15 protein-coding genes and 3 pseudogenes are annotated in these 19446 nt (G+C 62.9%); 4 read left to right on the top strand and 14 right to left on the bottom strand.

The annotated features are described in order from the left end of the window. Positions 1-18: 18 nt before the first annotated feature. Entirely contained in the window at positions 19-2997 is a 2979-nt protein-coding gene (locus HK436_RS24840) for a Tn3 family transposase (RefSeq protein ID WP_244649391.1), read from the top strand. A 221-nt stretch (positions 2998-3218) separates the two neighbouring features. Here HK436_RS24840 and HK436_RS24835 read toward each other — a convergent pair whose 3' ends face one another. From HK436_RS24835 to HK436_RS24795, 12 genes and pseudogenes are all read right to left on the bottom strand, one after another. Then, a complete protein-coding gene (locus HK436_RS24835) occupies positions 3219-3998 on the bottom strand; it encodes an NADH-quinone oxidoreductase subunit N (protein ID WP_446685693.1) in 780 nt (259 codons plus the stop codon). Positions 3999-4003: 5 nt separating this feature from the next. Further along, positions 4004-4576 carry a proton-conducting transporter transmembrane domain-containing protein gene (locus HK436_RS32545; protein ID WP_280515818.1) on the bottom strand — a complete coding sequence of 191 codons (573 nt, stop codon included), beginning with the start codon at positions 4574-4576 and terminating at the stop codon, positions 4004-4006. Further along, positions 4576-6036: a complex I subunit 4 family protein gene (locus HK436_RS24830; RefSeq protein WP_040344977.1), complete on the bottom strand. Its 1461-nt coding sequence runs from the start codon at positions 6034-6036 to the stop codon at positions 4576-4578. Before HK436_RS24830 ends, HK436_RS32545 begins: the two co-directional genes overlap by 1 nt. A gap of 17 nt (positions 6037-6053) precedes the next feature. Further along, a complete protein-coding gene (locus HK436_RS24825) occupies positions 6054-7949 on the bottom strand; it encodes an NADH-quinone oxidoreductase subunit 5 family protein (RefSeq protein ID WP_061979518.1) in 1896 nt (631 codons plus the stop codon). Then, complete coding sequence (nuoK, locus tag HK436_RS24820; RefSeq protein ID WP_003164308.1) at positions 7946-8257, bottom strand: NADH-quinone oxidoreductase subunit NuoK; 312 nt, start codon at positions 8255-8257, stop codon at positions 7946-7948. Before nuoK ends, HK436_RS24825 begins: the two co-directional genes overlap by 4 nt. Then, positions 8254-8541 (bottom strand): hypothetical protein, encoded by a 288-nt coding sequence (locus tag HK436_RS30665; protein WP_206680572.1) that lies wholly within the window; start codon positions 8539-8541, stop codon positions 8254-8256. Before HK436_RS30665 ends, nuoK begins: the two co-directional genes overlap by 4 nt. Beyond that, positions 8538-8771, bottom strand: coding sequence for an NADH-quinone oxidoreductase subunit J (locus HK436_RS30660; RefSeq protein WP_206680571.1), 234 nt, complete (start codon positions 8769-8771; stop codon positions 8538-8540). The genes HK436_RS30665 and HK436_RS30660 overlap by 4 nt, the downstream gene beginning before the upstream one ends. Continuing rightward, positions 8768-9667: an NADH-quinone oxidoreductase subunit H gene (locus tag HK436_RS24810; protein ID WP_040427768.1), complete on the bottom strand. Its 900-nt coding sequence runs from the start codon at positions 9665-9667 to the stop codon at positions 8768-8770. The genes HK436_RS30660 and HK436_RS24810 overlap by 4 nt, the downstream gene beginning before the upstream one ends. Beyond that, positions 9664-10236 carry an NADH-quinone oxidoreductase subunit D-related protein gene (locus tag HK436_RS30655; RefSeq protein WP_206680570.1) on the bottom strand — a complete coding sequence of 191 codons (573 nt, stop codon included), beginning with the start codon at positions 10234-10236 and terminating at the stop codon, positions 9664-9666. Before HK436_RS30655 ends, HK436_RS24810 begins: the two co-directional genes overlap by 4 nt. Next, positions 10167-11174: a heavy metal-binding domain-containing protein gene (locus tag HK436_RS33780; RefSeq protein WP_376769213.1), complete on the bottom strand. Its 1008-nt coding sequence runs from the start codon at positions 11172-11174 to the stop codon at positions 10167-10169. The genes HK436_RS30655 and HK436_RS33780 overlap by 70 nt, the downstream gene beginning before the upstream one ends. A 45-nt stretch (positions 11175-11219) precedes the next feature. Beyond that, positions 11220-11297 (bottom strand): annotated as a pseudogene (locus tag HK436_RS33775) (heavy metal-binding domain-containing protein); the annotation flags it as partial. Between the two features lie 434 nt (positions 11298-11731). Then, a complete protein-coding gene (locus HK436_RS24795; protein WP_061979516.1) occupies positions 11732-12094 on the bottom strand; it encodes an NADH-quinone oxidoreductase subunit A in 363 nt (120 codons plus the stop codon). A gap of 256 nt (positions 12095-12350) precedes the next feature. On the opposite strand from HK436_RS24795, the gene HK436_RS24790 reads away from it, so the two are divergent. After that, positions 12351-13037, top strand: coding sequence for a DUF6629 family protein (locus HK436_RS24790; RefSeq protein WP_061979515.1), 687 nt, complete (start codon positions 12351-12353; stop codon positions 13035-13037). Here the strand turns inward: HK436_RS24790 and HK436_RS24785 are convergent. Continuing rightward, positions 13038-13252: pseudogene (locus tag HK436_RS24785) on the bottom strand (IS256 family transposase); the annotation flags it as partial. It lies immediately after the preceding gene. A 742-nt stretch (positions 13253-13994) separates the two neighbouring features. Here HK436_RS24785 and HK436_RS32535 point away from each other — a divergent pair. Next, a complete protein-coding gene (locus HK436_RS32535; RefSeq protein WP_280515813.1) occupies positions 13995-14123 on the top strand; it encodes a hypothetical protein in 129 nt (42 codons plus the stop codon). Positions 14124-14200: 77 nt separating this feature from the next. Here the strand turns inward: HK436_RS32535 and HK436_RS24780 are convergent. After that, positions 14201-17085, bottom strand: a pseudogene (locus HK436_RS24780) (Tn3 family transposase). 125 nt (positions 17086-17210) lie between these two features. Here HK436_RS24780 and HK436_RS24775 point away from each other — a divergent pair. Then, entirely contained in the window at positions 17211-17825 is a 615-nt protein-coding gene (locus HK436_RS24775; protein WP_160788003.1) for a recombinase family protein, read from the top strand. Positions 17826-19446: the final 1621 nt, after the last annotated feature.

Genomic DNA, 19446 nt, shown 5'->3' with positions numbered 1-19446 from the left:
TGGCAAGGGAGAACGCAAATGGGGAGAAGACGGCTTGTCAGCTCAAAGGAAGCGGCGATACTTCTGGCCATAGCGACAGACGAGGATAGTCTGATCCGCCACTTTACACTCGACCCGGCAGATCGGTTGGAATGCGAACTCCGCCGCCGACCGCAGAACAAGCTGGGCTTCGCGGTCCAACTCTGCACTATGCGCCAAACGGGGCGGCTCTTGTGGGATAATGAGGAGCCACCCGCGGCTGTGCTTACCTATCTTGCGGATCAGCTCGGCATCGACGCGCGCCTCTACGCCTTGTATGCGAACCGAATACAGACGCGTTTCGATCACAGTCGGTCTTTGATGGCCTATCTCGGTCTCCGGACCGCCTCTAGGGCCGATCGTCGCGCGGCTCTTGTGGCTGCAGTCGATGCGGCGGCCAATGGCGATCACGGGTTACCGATCGCGACAGCAGTCATTGCCGAGTTCCGGAAGCGACACGCCCTCCTTCCCTCGCTGCATTCCATCGAGAAGATCGGTCTCGGCGGTCGCGCGATAGCCCGCCGACGAGCTGAGAAAGAACTCGTCGAACGTATCCCGCCCGATCAGCTTAGATCATTGGACAGGCTGTTGGAGGTTGACTCGTCGATCGGCCAAACGCGCTTTCATTGGCTGCGCTCGGCGCCGGAAGCACCGGGCGCGTCGAACCTGATCGGGCTGACCGAACGGATTGCCTTCCTGCGCACGCTGGAAATCGATCCGACACTGCAGATGCGCATATCATCCGGACGGTGGGACCAGATGATCCGTGAGGGGAACGCCACGCCAGCCTGGCTGGCCAGCGATTTCAACTCTAGCCGCCGGCACGCTCTGATCGTGGCGCAGGTCATCAAGCTCGGACAAAAGCTCACCGACGATGCCGTGACGATGTTCATCAAGCTGATGGGTCGGCTGTTCTCGCGAGCCAATAACCGCAAGAAACAGCGACACATGGAGTGTAGGCCGGATACCGCCAAGGCGCTGCGCATGTTCCTCGACACGATTACCGCTCTGCAGTCTGCGAATGACTATGGCCGGAACGCATTGGAGGTTCTCGACCAGAAAGTCGGCTGGCATCGGCTGCTGAGCATGAAGCCTGAACTCGAGTCGATGGTCGAGGGTAACGAGGCGTCACCCTTGGCCTTGGCGGCCGAGCAATATGCGACCGTCAACAAGTACGCAGGGGCGTTCCTGCAGGCGTTCACGTTCGAATCGGCGCGGCGACACGATCCGCTTCTTGCGGCAATTTCGCTGCTGAAACGGCTCCATGCCGAGAGGCGTCGGACACTCCCGGATCGCGTCCCGATCACCCATTTCAGCCGAGCTGATCGTCGGCTCATCTTCGAACACGGAAAGCCTGATCGCCGTCTCTACGAGATTGCGACGCTCGCGGCTTTGCGAGACCGGCTTCGATCTGCGGATATCTGGGTCGATGGCAGCCGATCGTTCCGACCGATCGACGAGCATCTGATGCCTCGGTCAACGTTCACAACCATGAAGGAAGAGGATCGGCTCGGATTGGGCGTCCAGGGTGACGGCGCGGCTTGGCTTGCCGAAGCGCGCCAGATGCTCGACTTCAACCTGAAGCGCCTCGCGCATAGAGCACGGTCCGGAAAGCTCGAAGGTGTTCGTCTTGAAGCCGGGACGTTGATTGTGACGCCGACTGCCGGCGAAGTCCCTGCTGCCGCCGAGGACCTGAATGCCGAAATCAGCGATATGTATCCAATGGTCGAGGTTCCCGACCTGTTGAGGGAAGTGCATGAATGGACCGGCTTTGCGGATTGCTTCACGCATGTTCGCACCGGCGACGTCCCAAGAAATGTCTCGGCCATGCTGGCCGGCGTACTGGCGGATGCGACCAACCTTGGTCCGAAACGGATGGCCGGCGCGTCCAAAGGCATCAGCGCTCACCAGATCAGTTGGATGCGAACCTTCCATGCTCGGTCGGAGACCTACCGCGCGGCGCAGGCCTGCGTGACGGACGCACACAGCCGCCATCCGCATTCTCGCCTTTGGGGCAATGGCACGACGTCATCATCTGATGGCCAATTCTTTCGCGCGAGCGACCGAGCCGCAAAGCGCGGCGACGTCAATCTGCATTACGGCAGCGAACCCGGCTCAAAGTTCTACAGTCATCTTTCCGATCAGTACGGCTACTTCAGCATCTTGCCCATCAGCCCGACCGAAAGTGAGGCGGCTTATGTGCTCGATGGGCTATTCGATCAGGACACGGTCCTCGACATCCAGGAACACTTCACCGATACGGGTGGCGCGAGTGATCACATCTTCGGCCTGTTCGCCCTCATAGGCAAACGCTTCGCGCCGCGACTGCGCAACCTCAAGGACCGGAAATTGCACACCTTCGAGAAAGGCGATGCACATCCGGCACTATCCAGCCACATTGGCGCCCCGATCAACACCACACTGATACTCGATCACTGGGATGATCTCCTCCATCTGGCGGCGTCGATCACCACGCGATCCGTGGTGCCGTCCACAATCCTGAAGAAGCTGTCCGCATCTCCGAAGGGGAAAGCCAACTCGCACGAGCGCTGCGCGAGCTCGGCTCGCATCGAGCGCTCGCTCTTCATGATCGAGTGGTACTCAAGTCCCGCACTACGCCGGCGTTGCCAGGCCGGCCTCAACAAGGGTGAGGCGGCACATAAGCTGAAGCGCGCCGTCTTCTTCCACGAGCGTGGTGAAATCCGTGATCGGTCGTTCGAAAGCCAGGCCTTCCGCGCCTCCGGCCTCAACCTCGTCGTCAGTGCGATCGTCCATTGGAACACGGTTTACATCGAACGGGCCGTCACCCACTTGCGCAGCATGCGTCGCGAGATTCGGGATCACCTGCTCAGGCACATCTCGCCCCTGAGCTGGGAGCACATCAACCTGACCGGCATCTACACCTGGGATGCAGAACATCAGATGCCCGAAGGCTTCCGGTCGCTCCGACTTCCGGCTCGGTTACGCCACGCCGCATGACGTTCACGCTCCGTTCGACCTTAGCGTGTCGCGGGGAACAGTTCTTGTTCCTGCCCCAAAGCGCCACTGTATCGCGGCTGGGGCCGTGACCACCCGCCGCGCTTATGGTGATATCGAGACGCTGCTTAATTCCGGGAATGCGGAGCGAATGGCCGAGCCGCTGGCAGGCTAGGATAGCAAGATCACCACTTTGACCGACTGGCACAAAACCGCGCCTTAAGTCACCCGGGAAACACTCCCGCGAACAGCCCCATCAGCGCCGTGACCAACGCGGTCGCACCTAGCACAACCAACAACGGCAGCGCGACCTCTGCCCGAACCGCTTCGCCATCGCGCGCCTGATACATCGGCACCACGATGCGCAGATAGACCGCCAGCGCCAGCACGCTGTTAAGGATCCCGATCACCGCCAGCCAAAGATAGCCCGCCTCGATCGCGGCTCCGAACAGCAGCACCTTGCCGACAAAGCCGAAGAGCGGCGGAATACCGGTCAGCGACAGCAGGAACACGACCATCGCCACACCGATCAATGGGCGCGCGCGGCCGAAGCCCTTGAAGTCGTCCAGATTGCGGCCCGCGATCACTATGACTGCAAAGGCTCCAAGGTTCATCGCCACATAGGCCGCGCCGAACACGATCACCGAAGGCAGGGCCAACGGACTGGTGCCAAGCGCCACAATCCCCAGCATGAAATAGCCCGCCTGCGCCACCGAGGAATAGGCCAGCAGCCGCACGACATTGCTCTGCACCAGGGCGGCCAGATAGCCGAATGACATCGTCACCGCCGCGATCAGCGCGACGACGACGGGCCAGCCGGTAGCGACAGGCAGATCGCGCAGCACCTGCGCAAAGGCAAAAATCGCCGCCACCTTGGTGATCACCGACAGAAAAGCCGCGACCGATACCGGCGCGCCGTCATAGGCGTCGGGTGCCCAGAACTGGAACGGCACCAGCGCCGCCTTGTAGCCCAGTCCGATCAGCACCGCGACCAGCCCCGCCAGCGCGATCAGCGGCTTGCTTTGAAGCGCACCAAGCTCGGAAAAAGCGTCGATCCGGCACCACCGAACCAGAAGGTCAGCCCGTAGATCATCACCGATCCGGTGACGGCGCCGAACACCAGATATTTCATCGCCGCCTCGGTCGCCGCATCGTCGCGCGGCCAGGCTACCATCGCGAAGGAGCCCAGACCCGTCAGCACCACGCCCAGCACCAGCAGCATCATGTCGCCACCGCCCGCCAGCATCAGCGCCCCAAGCGTCACAAGACAAAGCAGCGTATAGACACTTCCCTCGCGGTCCTTCCCGGCAATCTCGGCCCGCGTCATCAGAAGCGCCAGCGCGGTGCCTGGCAGCAGGATCAGCTTGGCCCAGCCCGACAGCAGATCGACTCGGTAGGTGCCGCCAAAGACGCTGGTGTCGGCCTCCAGCAGCGGCAACGTCAGCGCGGTGGACAGGCCCAGCCCGATCAGCCCGAATGTCAGTGCCAGACGCGGCGCACGCAGCATCTCGGCCACCAGCATCAGCACGACCGTCGAGGCCAACATCAGTTCGGGAAACAGAAAGGACAGGTCGCGCGCCATCAGAGTTGCAGCGCCCGCATCGTCACGTCGATCATGTTCAGCAACCAAGACGGCGCCACCCCGATCAGGATGATGAGGACAAGCAGCGGCACGATGGCCAGCATCTCGCCCCGGTCCAGATCGGGCATCGCCGCCCATTTCTCGTTTCGCTCGCCCAGAAATACCGCCGCGATCGCGCGCAGATAAAGCCCCGCCGTCACCACGATGGCGATGATCGCCACGATGGCCCAGGGCTGGGCATTCAGTGTGGCCAGGAAGATCTGAAATTCAGCCGGGAAATGCGCCAACCCCGGCAGCCCGAGCGAGGCAAAGGCCGACAGCACGAAGGCCCAGCCCAGCCATGGCACCTGCCCCAGCAGCCCGCCGAACGCGGTCATCTCGCGTTCGTGGGCGCGCGACTGCAACATGCCGACGAGAAAGAACAACGCCCCGGTGACGATGCCGTGGCTGACCATCTGCAAGGTCGCACCATTGAGCGCGACCGCCCGCAAGTCAGGGTCCAGCGTCAGCGCCGCCACCGCGACGCCGATCACCACATAGCCCATGTGGTTCACCGACGTATAGGCGATCATCTTCTTCAGATCTGACTGCGCCAGCGCCACGAAGGCACCGTAAAGGGCGCTGAATACGCCAAAGGCCAGCACCACCTGACCGGCCTGCGCAAAGGCGTCGGGCGTCATCTGTAAGGCGAAACGCACAAGGCCGTATGTGCCGAATTTCAGCATCACCCCGGCGAGGATCACGCTGCCCACGGTCGGGGCCTGCACGTGGGCCGCGGGCAGCCAAGTATGCACTGGAAAGGACGGGATCTTGACCGCGAAGGTGAACAGCATCGCGATCAGCGCCAGCATCGCCGCCAGCCCAGTCAGTGGCGGCGCCTCGATCCACAGCCGCATGTCAAAACTTCCCGTGGCCAGATACAGCCCGATGATCGCCAGCAACAGCGGCAGCGAGCCTAGCAGCGTGTAGATGAAGAACATCAGCCCGGCGCGCTGGCGTTCTTCATAGCCCCAGCCGACGATCATGAAGTACATGCCGACCAGCGACACTTCAAAGAAGACGTAGAACAGGAGCGCGTCCAGCGCCGCGAAGGTGCCGATCGACGCGGTCTCCAGCATCAGCATCAGCGCGACAAAGACCGCCGGGCGGTCGGTGATCCGCGCCGCATAGATTGCCGACAGGAAAAACAGCAGCGAGGTCAGCAGGATCAGCGGCAGGCTCAGCCCGTCGACGCCAACCCGGAAGGCGGCACCAATGGCCGGGATCCAGGCGATTTCCTCGACCTGCGCGAAACCGTCCGGCAGCGTGCCCCGCGCCCAGATCGCCAGCGTCACAACGAAGGTCAGCCCGGTGGTGGCGATGGAAACGCCATGGGCGATGCGCGCCGACTTGTTTGGCAGGGCCATCAGCAGCACGCCACCAAGAAGCGGTAGAAAGACGGAGATCGAGAGAAGGGGCATGGCGGGGTCGTCTTTCTTCAGGAGGACATCGGTAAGATCAGCAGCACCGCCGCGATGACGGCAATGCCCATGACTGTCAGGGCGAGTTCGCGGTGGATCAGCCCGCTTTGCAGCAGGCGCAGGCGGCGGCCGGCGGCGATTGTCCGGGCGACAAGGCCGAAGATCAGCCCGTCGATGCCATGGGTGTCGGTGTTTTCGGCGCCGTCGCCAAGGCGCAGGTTCATCCGGCCCACCTGAAGGGTCGCGGCATAAAGCCGTTTGTCTGAACGCTCGGCACTGGATGCGGTGCCAAGGCTCAAGATCCGCACAAGGCCAAGTTGCGACGCCAGCAGACGCCGTTCGAATCCTTCACAGGCGGCGGCAAAAGCCAGCGACGGGCGCAGCACCAGCCCGTCCATACCGCCCGCGACGGCAAAGCCGCGCTGCGCCATCGGCAGAACCGGCCCCATCAGGCGGGCAGGTTGGATGAACCAGCCCAGCACCAGGCCGCTCAGCGCGGCGGCAAGCCCGAGGATCATCGCGGCCCCTTCCGTCGGCAGCTCGGACTCCAGCAGATGTTCCAGCGGCGCGAAGGCGAACCCAAGCCCCGCCGCCAGCGCCGTCAGCACCGCCATGCCCGCAGACATCCAGCCCATGCCCTTGCCGGAAACCGGCTGTGCCTCGCCGCCCCACAACACCCGCAGTGCGCGCGCCATATAGGCGCCGGTCAAAACTGTACCCGCCAGCGCTAGGGGCGCCAGCCAGATCGCACCCGGAGCGGCCAGAGCGGCGGCGATGATCGCGTCCTTGGAAAAGAACCCGGCCAGCGGCGGAATACCCGCCAGCGCCAGCGCGGCAATGCCGAAGGCAGCAAGGATCAGCGGGCGCGTCCGGCCCGCGCCCGCGACCGCCTCCATATCGGTGCCGTCGCGATCATGCTGGAACACGCCCGCGCCCAGAAACAGCGTGCTCTTGATCGCCGCGTGGGCAATCAGGTGCAGCAGCGCCGCCGCCGGCACACCCGCGCCAATGGCCAACAACATCAGCCCGTACTGGCTGGAGGTCGAGGCCGCCAGCAGCCGCTTCAGGTCCCGCTCGGCCAGCGCGATCAGCCCGGTGACAACCGCCGTTATGCCGCCCACCAGGCCAACGGCCAGAAGCGCACCCGACGGCAGCATCGGCGCCACGCGGATCAGCAGGATCGCCCCCGCCGCCACCAGAGTCGCGGAATGCAGCAAAGCGGAGACCGGCGTCGGGCCGGCCATGGCGCGCTGCAACCAGTCCTGCAACGGCACCTGCGCCGACTTGCCCATCGCGCCGATCAGCAACAGCAACCCGGCGACCAGTGCGGGCGTGCCGCTAATCGCCAATGTAGCCGAGATTTCCGAGGTGCCGGCCCAGCCGATCAGCACAAAAATCCCCAGATAAAGGCCCAGATCGGCGCTGCGGGTGTACAGAAACGCCCGTATCGCGGCATTGGGCACGCCGTCGCGGCCATGCCAGAAGCCGATCAGCAGATAGCTGGAAAAGCCGATCAGTTCCCACGCGGCCAGCACGGTGATCCAGTCGCCCGCCAGCACCAGCGCCTGCATCGCCGCGACAAACAGCAGCAGGATGCCGAAAAAGCGCGGCCTTTCGGGGTCGCTGCGCATGTAACCCACGGCATAGACCACCACAAAAGCCGCCACCGTCGCCACCATGGCCGAAACGATCGCCGTCAGCGGCGTCGCGACCAGCCGCAGCGGCATTTGCGGCAGGCCCGGCAGGACCATCTGCACCGCATTGCCCGCAATCGCACCCGCTAGAACCGCCATCGCCGCGAGGAACCCGAGGCCGACGCCCGCAAGCGCAATCGCTTCGGGTGCGCGGCGCAGCGCCAGCGCCACAAGCCCCGCCAGAAGCGGCGCGAGGAGGGTGAGTGCCAGCATCGTCATCCCTTCAACTCCCGCGCTTCTTCCATCTCGACCGATCCGCGCACCCGGAACCGCGCGATGGCAATGGCAAAGCCGACCGCCATTTCGACCGCCATCACCGCCATCACGATCAGCACGAACATCTGACCGGCAGGTTCATCGGGGTGCAGATAGCGCCAGAAGGCCACCAGATTGACCAGTGCTGCGGCCAAAATCAGCTCGACCCCCATGATGATCATCACCAGGTTGGTCTGGCTGAGCGCGCCGTAGAGCCCGACACCAAACAGCCCCGCGCCGACGCCGAGCGCGATCATCAGCTCCAGGATCATTTGCGCTGCTCCGCGTTGGGGACAATGGCCACCATCGTGGCCGCGATCATCGCCGTGAGGATGGTCAGCCCCGCCGACTGGAAAATGAACATCGACCGGCCCAGCAATTCGCGCCCCAGATCGGCGGCCTGTTCATGCGCGCCGGGCACCGACAGGGCGACCGGACCCCAATCTGGCAGCCAGACCAGCAGCAAGGCGGCCAGCAGCCCAATGCCCCCGGCCCAGAGCGACAGGCGTTTCTGGTGGGTCATGTCCATCTTGCCCAGGCCACCCGGATCCATCATGAACACATCACCATGAAAATCGCCATCACGCTCATTTCCGTGGCCATCATCATGATCTGCAACACGCCCAGAAACTCGGCCTGCATGACCAGGAACATCGCCCCGATCGCGGTCTGCGAGAACAGCAGAGCCAACGCCGAGCGCACCATCGAATGGGTGCGAAAGACCACGACGCCGAACCACATCGCCGCGCCGCCGAAGAACGCCAGAAAGATCATCTGAACCGTCATATCGGCACCACCAGGGCGATCACGCCCACGACAAAGACATTGGCCAGCGCCAGCGAGATCCCTAGCTTCCAGCTCAGCGCCAGATAGCGCGCCTCGCGGATGCGCGGCATGTAGCGTCCGACACTCAGCATAGCCGCAGCCACGGCCAGGATCTTGATCGCGCTCCAGGCCCAGGCGGGCAGCCACGGGCCCAGCCAGCCGCCCAAATAGAAGGTCACCGTCGCCCCCGCCAGCGCCAGGATAATGACCATCCGCGCCAGCCGCAGCACCGCCAGCCGCACGCCGGTATATTCTGCCTCGACCCCGCCGGCCAATTCGCCGGTAGCATCGGGCAGGTCCAGCGGCGGCAGCCAGGCCAGCCCCATCGCCGCCACGACGAACAGGACAAACCCCATCGGCTGGTACAGCACGTTCCAGAGCTGCGCCTGCGAGGCGACGATCTCAACCGTCGAGAGCGACTCCGCCCGCATGGCGACGGCGGTGATCGGCATCACGATCAGCATGGCATAGGCAATGAACTGGCCCAGGAACCGCCAGCCCGCAATCATTGCGTAGGCCCCGTTCGGCCCCCAGCCCGCCATGATCAGCGCCACCAGCACATAGGCCAGCGCAGCGTTCAAAAACAGCGCCCCGGTGGCCAGATCGGTAATGATAAGCTCCGGTGCCAGCGGGATCACCGCCACCGCCATCAGCCCCGCCACCAACAGCAGCACCGGCCCAAGCTCAAAGAACAACCAGTCAGATTTGCGCGCCAGCAGCGATTCCTGCCCCATAAGCGCCAGGGCGGCCCAGGCCGGACCCGTCAGGCTCAGGTGTCCATGCACGGCCCATCGTTCGATGACGGCCAGCGCATAGGCCCCGGCGGCGAGCGACAGGAGAACGACAAGAATGCTCATCCACGCACCTCCCAGGGCGACAGGTCGAGCGAGGCGACGGCGCTCAGGGCATCGCCCAGTTCCCGCTGCGCCGTCACCGTTTCGACAAGGGCGATGTTCACGTCTGTCGGCGTGTCGAGATCGGCCTCGACCACCTTGCCATTGGCCAGCTTCACGCGCAGCGACGCCGTGCCGCGCGGTGTTTCGATGCGAGCCTCGCCCTCGCCCGACACCCTGTCCACATCCGGCACCTGCGGCACAGCAATCATCCCGGCGGCCGCGATCAGGTCGAGGCTTTGGGCGATCTCGTCGCAGCGCAGCCGCAGCCGCGCCAGCGCATCGCCGCCGTTGCGGACGCGCATTTCGAACCCGAGATCCTTCAGCGTTGGATCACCCGTACGGGCATCCGATCCGCCACCCCGCGCCCGGTCCACCGGGCCGCTCGCCGGGGTGTCCTTGCCGATGCGCGCAATCCGTCCCAGCCGCATCCGCATCAGCGGCGCTGCCTCGACCCGGCGGATCAGCCGCCGGATCGCCAGGGCCTGCGCGGCGATCCCGTCAATGTCAGCGTCCCGCACCGCCAGTTGCAACGCCCCGGCCCGCGCGGCAAGCCAGAGAAACCCCGACTGCGTGCCGAACTCGGCCAGCCAGCCCAGATGGCTGACGATCCGCTCGCGTTCCCCGCGGCGGCGCGGCCACGGCGCGCGTTCTGGCCGGGGTCGACGCGGGCGGCCTCCTCGATCGATGCGCAGGCGAGAATGCGATAGGCCACGGGGCTGAGCGGCATCATCGCGGCCAGACGCTCGACGAAATCGACCACCGCCATCGGCGGACCATCCACCAGTTCCGCCCTGCCCACAAGGCTCCTGACCTCGCTGGCCGCCACGGTATCGCCGTCCAGCGTCAGGGTCAGGCGCAGCCCTGCGGGCAGGCCCGGAAAGAACGGCCCGAACGGCACCTCGATCCAGTCCATCTGCAACCCGTCGCTGCTGCGCGGCTGGCCTTCCGTCAGTTCGACCATCGACATGAAATGCGGCTCGATCCCGTCGATAGTGGCCTTGGAGTGGCCGCCATGTCCGGCATGCCCATCGTGGCCGGAATGGTCCTGCTGTTTGCCATGCCCGCCGTGACCGCCATGCCCGTGACCGTGACCGGGACCGTGGCTTTCCACCTCCTCCGCCTTCACCAGGTTCATGCCGCATTTAGGGCACTTGCCCGGTGCATCGCTGATCACCTCGGGGTGCATCGGGCAACTATATGCCCCCGACCCGCCCGCCTTGTCGTCGTGACCGGCATGATCGCCATGCGCGGAGGGCGCGTGGCTTGCGTGCCCATGCCCATGCCCGTGACCGTGGCTTTCCACCTCCTCCGCCTTCGCCAGGTTCATGCCGCATTTGGGGCACTTGCCTGATGCGTCGCTGATCACCTCGGGGTGCATCGGGCAAGTGTATGCCCCCGACCCGCCCGCGTCGTGAGCGTGGCCCGCATGTGCGTGATCGGCGGGGTTTGGCCTGTCCTCCCGGGGCATGTCGTGGCCACCGTGCCCACCATGTCCATCGGACGCTGTTTCGCGCGGCACCAGCGTCATGCCACATTTGGGGCAGTCTCCGGGGGCGTCGCGGACAATCTCGGGATGCATTGGGCAGGTGTATTCCACGCGCACCTCAAGAGCGGCGGCGGTAAACTCCCCGGTGTTTGCGCGAAACGCGCCTGCCGCGACAACGCGGCGCAGATCGGCCAACCCAGAGTGCAGCCCGGCCTGTGTCAGTGGTGCCGAGACGTCCGCATCGGGCAACGGGGCGATGTCGCCCGCGCCCAGTGCAAGGATCGTGCGCGGACGCGGCATCTGTGCATAGGCCACGGCGGCCGCATCGCGCAGCCCTACGTCCAAGGGGCCCGCAATAATCAGCACGTTCGCATGGCGCGGGGTGCCCACAATCCGCAGGTGCGCATTGGCAAGGTCGATCCCCATCGACCGCGCGACAGACGGGCCGGGCAGCACAAAGGCCGTCAGATCGCGCGCCATGGCCGCCGCGACCGCCCGCCTGATCCCGTACATCGCGCCCTCTCGCGCCCCGGCTATGGTCATTGCCGCCTCAACGCGCCCTGGCTCCAGCCATAGAGCAGGCCCAGGAACAGGATTGAGAGGAAAACGCCCATGTCGAGCAATGCGATCAGCCCTTCTTCGCGGTAGACGACCGCCCACGGATACATGAACGCCATCTCCATATCAAAGGCCAGAAACAGCAGCGCATAACCGGCATAGCGCGCATGATAGCGGACCCAGACCGGATCGCGCGACAAGGTACCGGCCGTGGCGGGCACGTCCTTGCCCGGTTCCGAGCGCGTGCGCCCGATGGCCCGGGCGAGCCCGTAGAGGCTGAGCACGAAACCGAACACACCGACACTCAGCCCGAAAAGGATCGCGTATTGGGAAAGCTCGCTCATCCGTGTTATCTCCTTCGGGTGCTCGACTCTCTAAAGTGTTAAGGGTTTAAGCAGAAAGGCACAATCAAACCAACGCCAGCGGCCATGCTGCCGTTATGCTAAGACGCTGCGCGCAACGGATTATTACAGCTCTCCGAAAATTCCGGGCTTGGGACTTCAAGAACACAGGTCTCCAATTGGTTTCTTCCAATTGGGTGGCCGGTGATTTAGCGTTGCATGATTGACGATCCGAAGAAACATGACAGAGGGAAGTCAAATGTGCCTGTCCGCTCAAGTCAGCTTTGCCGCCAGTGTTTTTCTTGTTGGCGGCGGCACGGCCATTTCAATTGTGGCTTGGCGGCGCAACAAACGCTATCTCCCGCTTGCCCTGATGCCGCTTTTTGCCGGACTGCAGCAGTTCACCGAGGGCTTCGTCTGGGTCGGCATGAACGGAAACGATCCCCTGACGGTCTTGTGGGGGGCGATGGGTTTCATCTTCTTCACATGGTTCATGTGGCCGATCTGGGTGCCGTTCTCGGTCTACGTGCTTGAACCGGATGACAGTCCGCGCAAGCGGTTGTTCCGCCTCATGGCGCTGATCGGGCTGGCCTTCGGGCTGTTGCTCTACATCCCGCACGGGCTGAACAGCAGCATGGTCGTGGTCGAGATCAACAACCAGTCACTGGCCTATGAAAAATCCATGTGGCTTGATTTCATGATGCCGCGCTGGCTGACTAATACGATCTATGTGACCCTCATCACCCTGCCACCGGCGCTGTCGCATTACAAACACATGCGCCATTTCGCCCTGACGCTGGGGGCGGTGATCGTGGTCGATATCGCCTTCCTGCAATTCGCATATATTTCGTTTTTCTGCCTGCTGGCGGGTCTCGCAACGCTGCATCTGGTCTACATTATCCTGACTAATAAATGCGCCCGTGAGTGCCCTGAACTATTTGCCTGACGCCGCGGTGCCGACAAGCACATCCCTGTCCCATTCCCGGTATCCAATACGCTGAACCTCGCGCAGCGGTGACCGCGTGCCGTTCGCGGCGCCGGTGCGCAGTTCCACTTCCACCTCCATGATCCGGGCGGCCGCATAGGCCAGCATCTCGCGCACCAGATCCCTTTCGGCCTGCTTTTTGGTCAGACGAACAGCGCCATTCTCTCGTCGGTCATCGTTATTCCATCTGGTTCAGGGTTTCGTAGCCCAAAAAATTGGACGTTGGGCCAAGTAGAACCCGAACGCATGGTTGTTCGTACCCGACGGCATGGGCTGGCATCGGTGACTCGCCCCAAAGCACCATTCTTTGTCTTTGGCCCTAGCCCTTAACGCTCCTACACTTTCACGAAATTTTTTACCGGGGCGCGCTAGGCGCACAGGTATCTATCCTGTTCGACCCAAAGGCGAAAAAGCATCGAGCATTAATTAGGCTGGCTGCTAATCCATTTCCTACACCACAATCGTGCTATCGACCTTCATTCAACAAGCGTGTCAGATTGCGGTTCATGCGGAAACATTTCGCCATCAACATGCCGGCCCTGCGTTTCGCGCGAAATGCACTCGTTTTCAGCCTCCTCGGCCTGATCCCGGTGCTTCTGGCTTACGTGATACTGCCCCCGGCTTCGGCACTCTTCTGCTGGGTGGTGGTCCGCCGCTCAGCAGGTTCTTGCGGCAGGTCGTGACGAACGGTCTTCCGGTTGTCTTCTTGTTGAACTACGTGAGTTTCTTTCTCTTTGCGTGGATTGTTGCAACTCCGGGTCGCAGCTACAAACTCAGTTCCATCGTTCTTGCAGACCTGCCCGTGCGTGTGCTCGGTTTTGTCGGGCTGCATGCCTTGATCTATTTCTTGTCAGCTGATTGGTTCGGATCCTTTGGGGGAGCCGTGCGACGGCCCTGCGGGTCGTTGCGCCGACGCTGGTGCGTTCGTTCCTTTTTGAGAACATCTCGGGCGTCTATCTCTACGCCACGCTGGTGAGCGCGCTGCCGCTCTATGTCACCCCGCATTATTCGCCGAGCCGGCTCGGCGGCGCGCTGGAGGCGGGTTGAAGCCGTTCTTGCCGGCTTCTGGGCACCAGCTTGTTGCCGATGAGGGGGTCGTTTGCGGGAGGGGGCGGAATCCTACGCTAAGGTTTCGGCCATCGGTATTCGCCGGTGAGATTGATGTGCTCCCAGCCGAGCGGCGAGACATGGGCCAGGAGATCGGCCGATAGCAGCTTTCCCTCGCGCTTCTGGGTGGCAACGACGCCGCCGAGCTTCATGGTGTTCCAGAAGATGATGATGGCGGCGAGCAGGTTCATGCCGGCAATACGGTAATGCTGGCCTTCAGCGGAACGATCGCGTATTTCGCCGCGCCGGTGGAAGCTGATGGCCCGTTTCAGCGCGTGATGGGCCTCGCCCTTGTTGAGGCCGATCTGGGCACGACGTTGCAAATCGGCGTCCAGAATCCAGTCGATCATGAACAGCGTGCGCTCGACGCGGCCGACTTCTCGGAGAGCTGTCGCCAGTTCGTTCTGCCGTGGATAGGAGGCGAGCTTGCGCAGGATCTGGCTGGGCGCGACACTTCCGGCCGCTATGGTGGCGGCGATACGCAGGATATCGGGCCAGTTGCGCTCAATCATGGCCTGGTTGATCTTTCCGCCGATCATGGCGCGCAAGTGCGCCGGCGCGGCAGACGGATTGAACGCATAGAGCCGTTTGGACGGCAGATCCCGGATGCGCGGAGCGAACCGGTAGCCGAGAATGGCGCAGGCGGCAAAGACGTGGTCGGTGAAGCCACCAGTATCGGCGAACTGCTCACGGATATGGCGGCCGGTATCGTTCATGAGCAGGCCGTCGAGGATGTAGGGCGCCTCGCTTGCTGTTGCGGGGATTACCCGGGTTGCGAACGGTGCGTATTGATCTGAGACGTGGGTGTAAGCTTTCAGGCCGGGGGTGTTGCCGTATTTCGCGTTGACCAGGTTCATGGCCTCGCCCTGCTCGGTCGCGGCGAAGAACTGACCGTCGCTCGATGCTGAGATACCAGCGCCCCAGAATTGAGCCATCGGTAAACGGGCCTGCGCCTCAACCACCATGGCCAGTGCCCGGTCGTAGGCTTCGCCTTCGGCATGCCACCGTGCGATACGGATCAGTTCCCAGAAGGTGTGGGTGTTTGTGGCGTCCGCCATCTTTCGCAGGCCGAGATTGACCCCTTCCGCGAGAATGACGTTCATCAGTCCGATCCGGTCGGCGCAGGGCGCACCGGTGCGCAAATGGGTGAAGGCCTCGCAGAAGCCGATCGCGGCGTCGACCTCCAACAAAAGATTGGTGATGCGTGTGAGCGGTATCTGCTTGTAAAGATCGAGCACCAGATCCTCGGCACCGTCCGGTGCAGCGGCTTCAAGTTTTTCAATATGCAGGATGCCGTTCTCGATCGACCCGCCGGGAATCGTGCCCATGCGCGCGGCGCGGCCAAGCTCGCGCAACCGGATATCGAGGCGCTCTTGCCGATCTGCCAGCCATTCCTCAGGCCGCAATGGTACAGCGAGACGGCTGCTTTCCGCCACGGCTTGCGCAGGAACGAGAACCTGTTTCAGATCACCGTAGCGCCGGGATCGTACCAGCCAGACATCCCCGAGCGGAACGCGTCGCGCAGATGGAACAGCACCGCGATCTCCCAAAGGCGGCCGTCGCCAGCCGCCTGGGCGCGAAGATGACGATGCCATTTCGAACTCGGCCGCAGGAAGTCGGTATGCGCTGTATCGTTCAAACCATTGCGCAGGATCATCACCGCTTCCACTAGCGGCCTCGCGACCGGCGCGGCCCGAAGGTCGAGTAAACGCAGCATCCGTGGGGCATAGCGCCGGAAGCGATGATAGCCGTCGAGCACATGATTGAGCGGGTCGTCCGCCATGATGGCGGTCAGGCTGGCGGCCGTGGCGACAAGGGCCCTGAAGCCGTCCCAGCCCGATCCATCCGCGATGACGGTTTCCAGCGGCTGGCCGTCATCCTGTGCATCGAGCAAGCTCCCACCGATTTCGGCGAAGGATTTCAAGGCGGCGCGCACCGCGTTCGCTTCATCCGCAACCTTCGCCTGGCAAATCCGTTCCGAGGCCCGGTATAGCCTGCCGACGATCCGATCATGGGTTTCGATCGCGGCGTCGGCGAGCATCGCCTGCCATTCCGACGCGCACACGGCCAGAATCGCAAGCCGCCTGTCCTCCGGGAGATCACGCATGCCGTCGGCATAGTACCGCTCGCCCTGCCTGCGCAGCCGCGTTGCGCGATGAGCGGGAACTCCAGTCAGCAGATCCTCGGGAAGATCGAGACGTTGCAGGTATTCTAGCCGGTCAAGAAGCCGATTCGCAGACAAAGAGTTCGAACCGGGCTCGAACTGCCGCAGCCAGACGAAACGGGTCACCCGATCGTCAACCGTGTCCTCGAGCAATGCCAACAACTGCTCCCGGATGGGCGGTGAAAGGCGGCCGGCAATTCTTGTCTCGATCCGCCGCTCAGCATCGACCAGAGCCGTGGCACAAAGCCGCTCGATCGTGGATGTCGCAGGGAGAACCGTGCGGGTGCGACGGCATTCGATTACGAAGCGACGGGCGATATCGTCGTTCGAAACCGCCAACTCGGCTTCCCGGAACAACCACTCCTTCAGTTCGCGCGCGCCGCGTCCGGCGAAGGTACGGAATCCGTAGAGCCCCCGCAATTCGGCAAGGTGCTCGTGTCGCGTCTCCTCGCGCGCGGCATAATCAACGAGATCGTCGGCGTGCAGACCAAGCTGCGCTCCGATGAACTCGATGACTTCCGCCGGAATCAGCTCACCCGGGGCCAGCACTCGCCCAGGATAACGGAGAACACATAATTGCAGGGCAAAGCCAAACCTGTTGTGCGGGCGGCGGCGCTGCCTGATATGCCCGAGATCCTCGTCGCTCAGCGTGTAGTGCTTGAGCAAATCCGCCTGCGAAGTCGGCAGGCGCAACAGCGCGTCCTTCTGCCGATCGGTTAAAGTGACACGACGCGGCATCCATGTTCCTTTTTCAAAATCAAATGATGTTCAAGATGCTTTGTTTATGAAGCTGGTTGAGATACATTTCCAGCGTACAGTCCAACCCCGGCTACTGCGCTGCCTCAAACCGCCGTTTAAGAAACATGCTGATTGGATACGCCCGTATCTCGAAGGCCGATGGTTCCCAGTCCCTTGACCTGCAGCACGATGCTCTGCGTGCCGCAGGCGTCGAACAGGACAATATCTATGAGGATCGCGCTTCAGGCAGCCGCGACGATCGTCCCGGACTGACCGCATGCCTCAAAGCGTTACGTGTCGGCGATGTACTGGTGGTCTGGAAGCTCGATCGCCTCGGGCGGTCGCTTGCCCATCTCGTCAACACCGTAAAGGGTCTATCAGACCAGAAGATCGGCCTGCGGGTGCTGACCGGAAAGGGCGCCGAAATCGACACTACGACCGCATCCGGCCGTATGGTCTTCGGCATCTTCGCAACCTTGGCCGAATTTGAGCGAGACCTGATCCGCGAGCGCACCATGGCCGGACTCGCAGCGGCCAGGGCGCGCGGCCGTAAAGGAGGCAGAAAATTCGCGCTCTCCAAGGCGCAGGTGCGCCTCGCTCAGGCCGCCATGGCGCAACGCGATACATCCGTCTCCGATCTCTGTAAGGAACTCGGGATCGAGCGCGTCACCCTTTATCGCTATGTCGGCCCCCAGGGCGAACTCAGGAGTTACGGAAAGCGTGTTCTCGGCTTAGCGTAGGATTCCGCCCCCTCCCGCAAACGACCCCTGGAACGGAAGCGCAGCGGCGGATCGTCGCCCTCTGTCAATTCGCACTCAGACTGGCGGACATCTGTTTCTCGGCAATGCGAAGGCGATCGGACGACACGACGATCTGTTCGAAACGGTGTCGAAGAAATGGCGGAGATACCGAAGGCTCGGGCCGACTGGCACGACCTTATCTACCATCCGCCTCTGCGGGCCCGCTGAACCGCGCATCATGGAGAAGCAATCGCCACCGTAATCCGAGCCACGCGCACCGGCAGACGAAGTGGCGCGGCGCGCGCTCCTGGAGCGTTGGCCCCGGCGTCAGTGCTGATCGACCGGAAAGGCCACGTTCTCTATTTCCATGGCACGACGAGAGATTATCTGGAACATCCCGCCGGCGAGCCGACCAGCGACCTGCTGACCTTGGCCCGCGACCGACTGGTGTCGAACTGCGCGCTGCAATCCGCGAGGCGTCGAGCGGGATCCGAGGCGTAACTGTCAACGCACGCATCCGGGAGGGCAAGACGGGCTGATCCGTCGCGATGACCGTCATGCCGCTGCTCGTCACCAAAGTGCGGCTTCCTCCTGGTAAGCTTCACGCCGACCGTGCCGCACCCCGATCCCTCTCCCGGCGAGCGCGCACTTCAGGAAGAGTTGAGGGCGGCCCGCGCCGAATTGCGACTGCATTAGAGTTCCTGCAACTCGCCGAATGCGGCGATGGCTGCCGTTTGGTTAGATGACTTCCGTTTGGTTATAAGGCTTTGCGAAAAACCACCCTCCGCCAAGTAGGCCTGTAGTTTCGCGACCCGGTGTTTTGGCCAAGCTGCTTGCGCTTGACGCGTTAAAACCGATCGGCATCTCGCGGTCCGTCGTGGCATTCGTCGTGGCCCCCAAATGCATGTCGCGATGCTAGCAGATCCACGGCGGGATTCAGCCAAACGACAGCCCGGGGGCGGTTCAAGCGAACGAACCACTACTGCGGGACACGCAACGTCTATCTGTCGAGGCGATCTGACGATTCCGATGTGCGAACCGAAGTTCAACCTCGTTCCAAATAGACCCAAAGTAATGCAGATAGAATGCCGCTTACGACCCCTATCTCAATGAAATTATTCCAAAATAGCATTAAAACATCCCACAGAAAGCTGGCCCCGATCAGCAAGCAAAGCTCACAAAAAGCACTCTGCGAATGACCCGACTGTCTACATACAGTGTGGGGAGAATCAAGCTCAAATTCACAGGCTGAGTAAATATTTTACCGGAGGAGCACGGCGTAATTGTGTTCACGGTTGGATCGAGCTCTCCGGAACGCCTTGGGCGCGGCGGTCAACCGGGCGTTAGAGCGCGATGGGGAGTGCTTTCGCGATAGGGATGGTTTCCGATCGGCCCTGCCGCCCTCGACCGGGTCGACCGGCGGGTTCGCCGCTGCCTGCTCCTGAGCTGGGCGCCTATCGGTGGGGACGCACTGACGGTCGCGGCGGGAGTATTGCGCGAGCCGATTTTGGAGCTTCGTCGTTCTGACGATCGCAACGACCGCGCGCTAAGTCGCGCTAACAGCCGCCCTGCAAGGCGACTTCGGATAATCGTTTTGCTTCAGGAAGTCTGCGCTGGCTTT

It is taken from the genome of Neoaquamicrobium sediminum, from assembly GCF_013240295.1.
Lineage (GTDB): Bacteria > Pseudomonadota > Alphaproteobacteria > Rhizobiales > Rhizobiaceae > Aerobium > Aerobium sediminum.
Note: the sequence above shows the minus strand (reverse complement) of the source record. Positions and strands in the feature narration are given on the sequence as shown.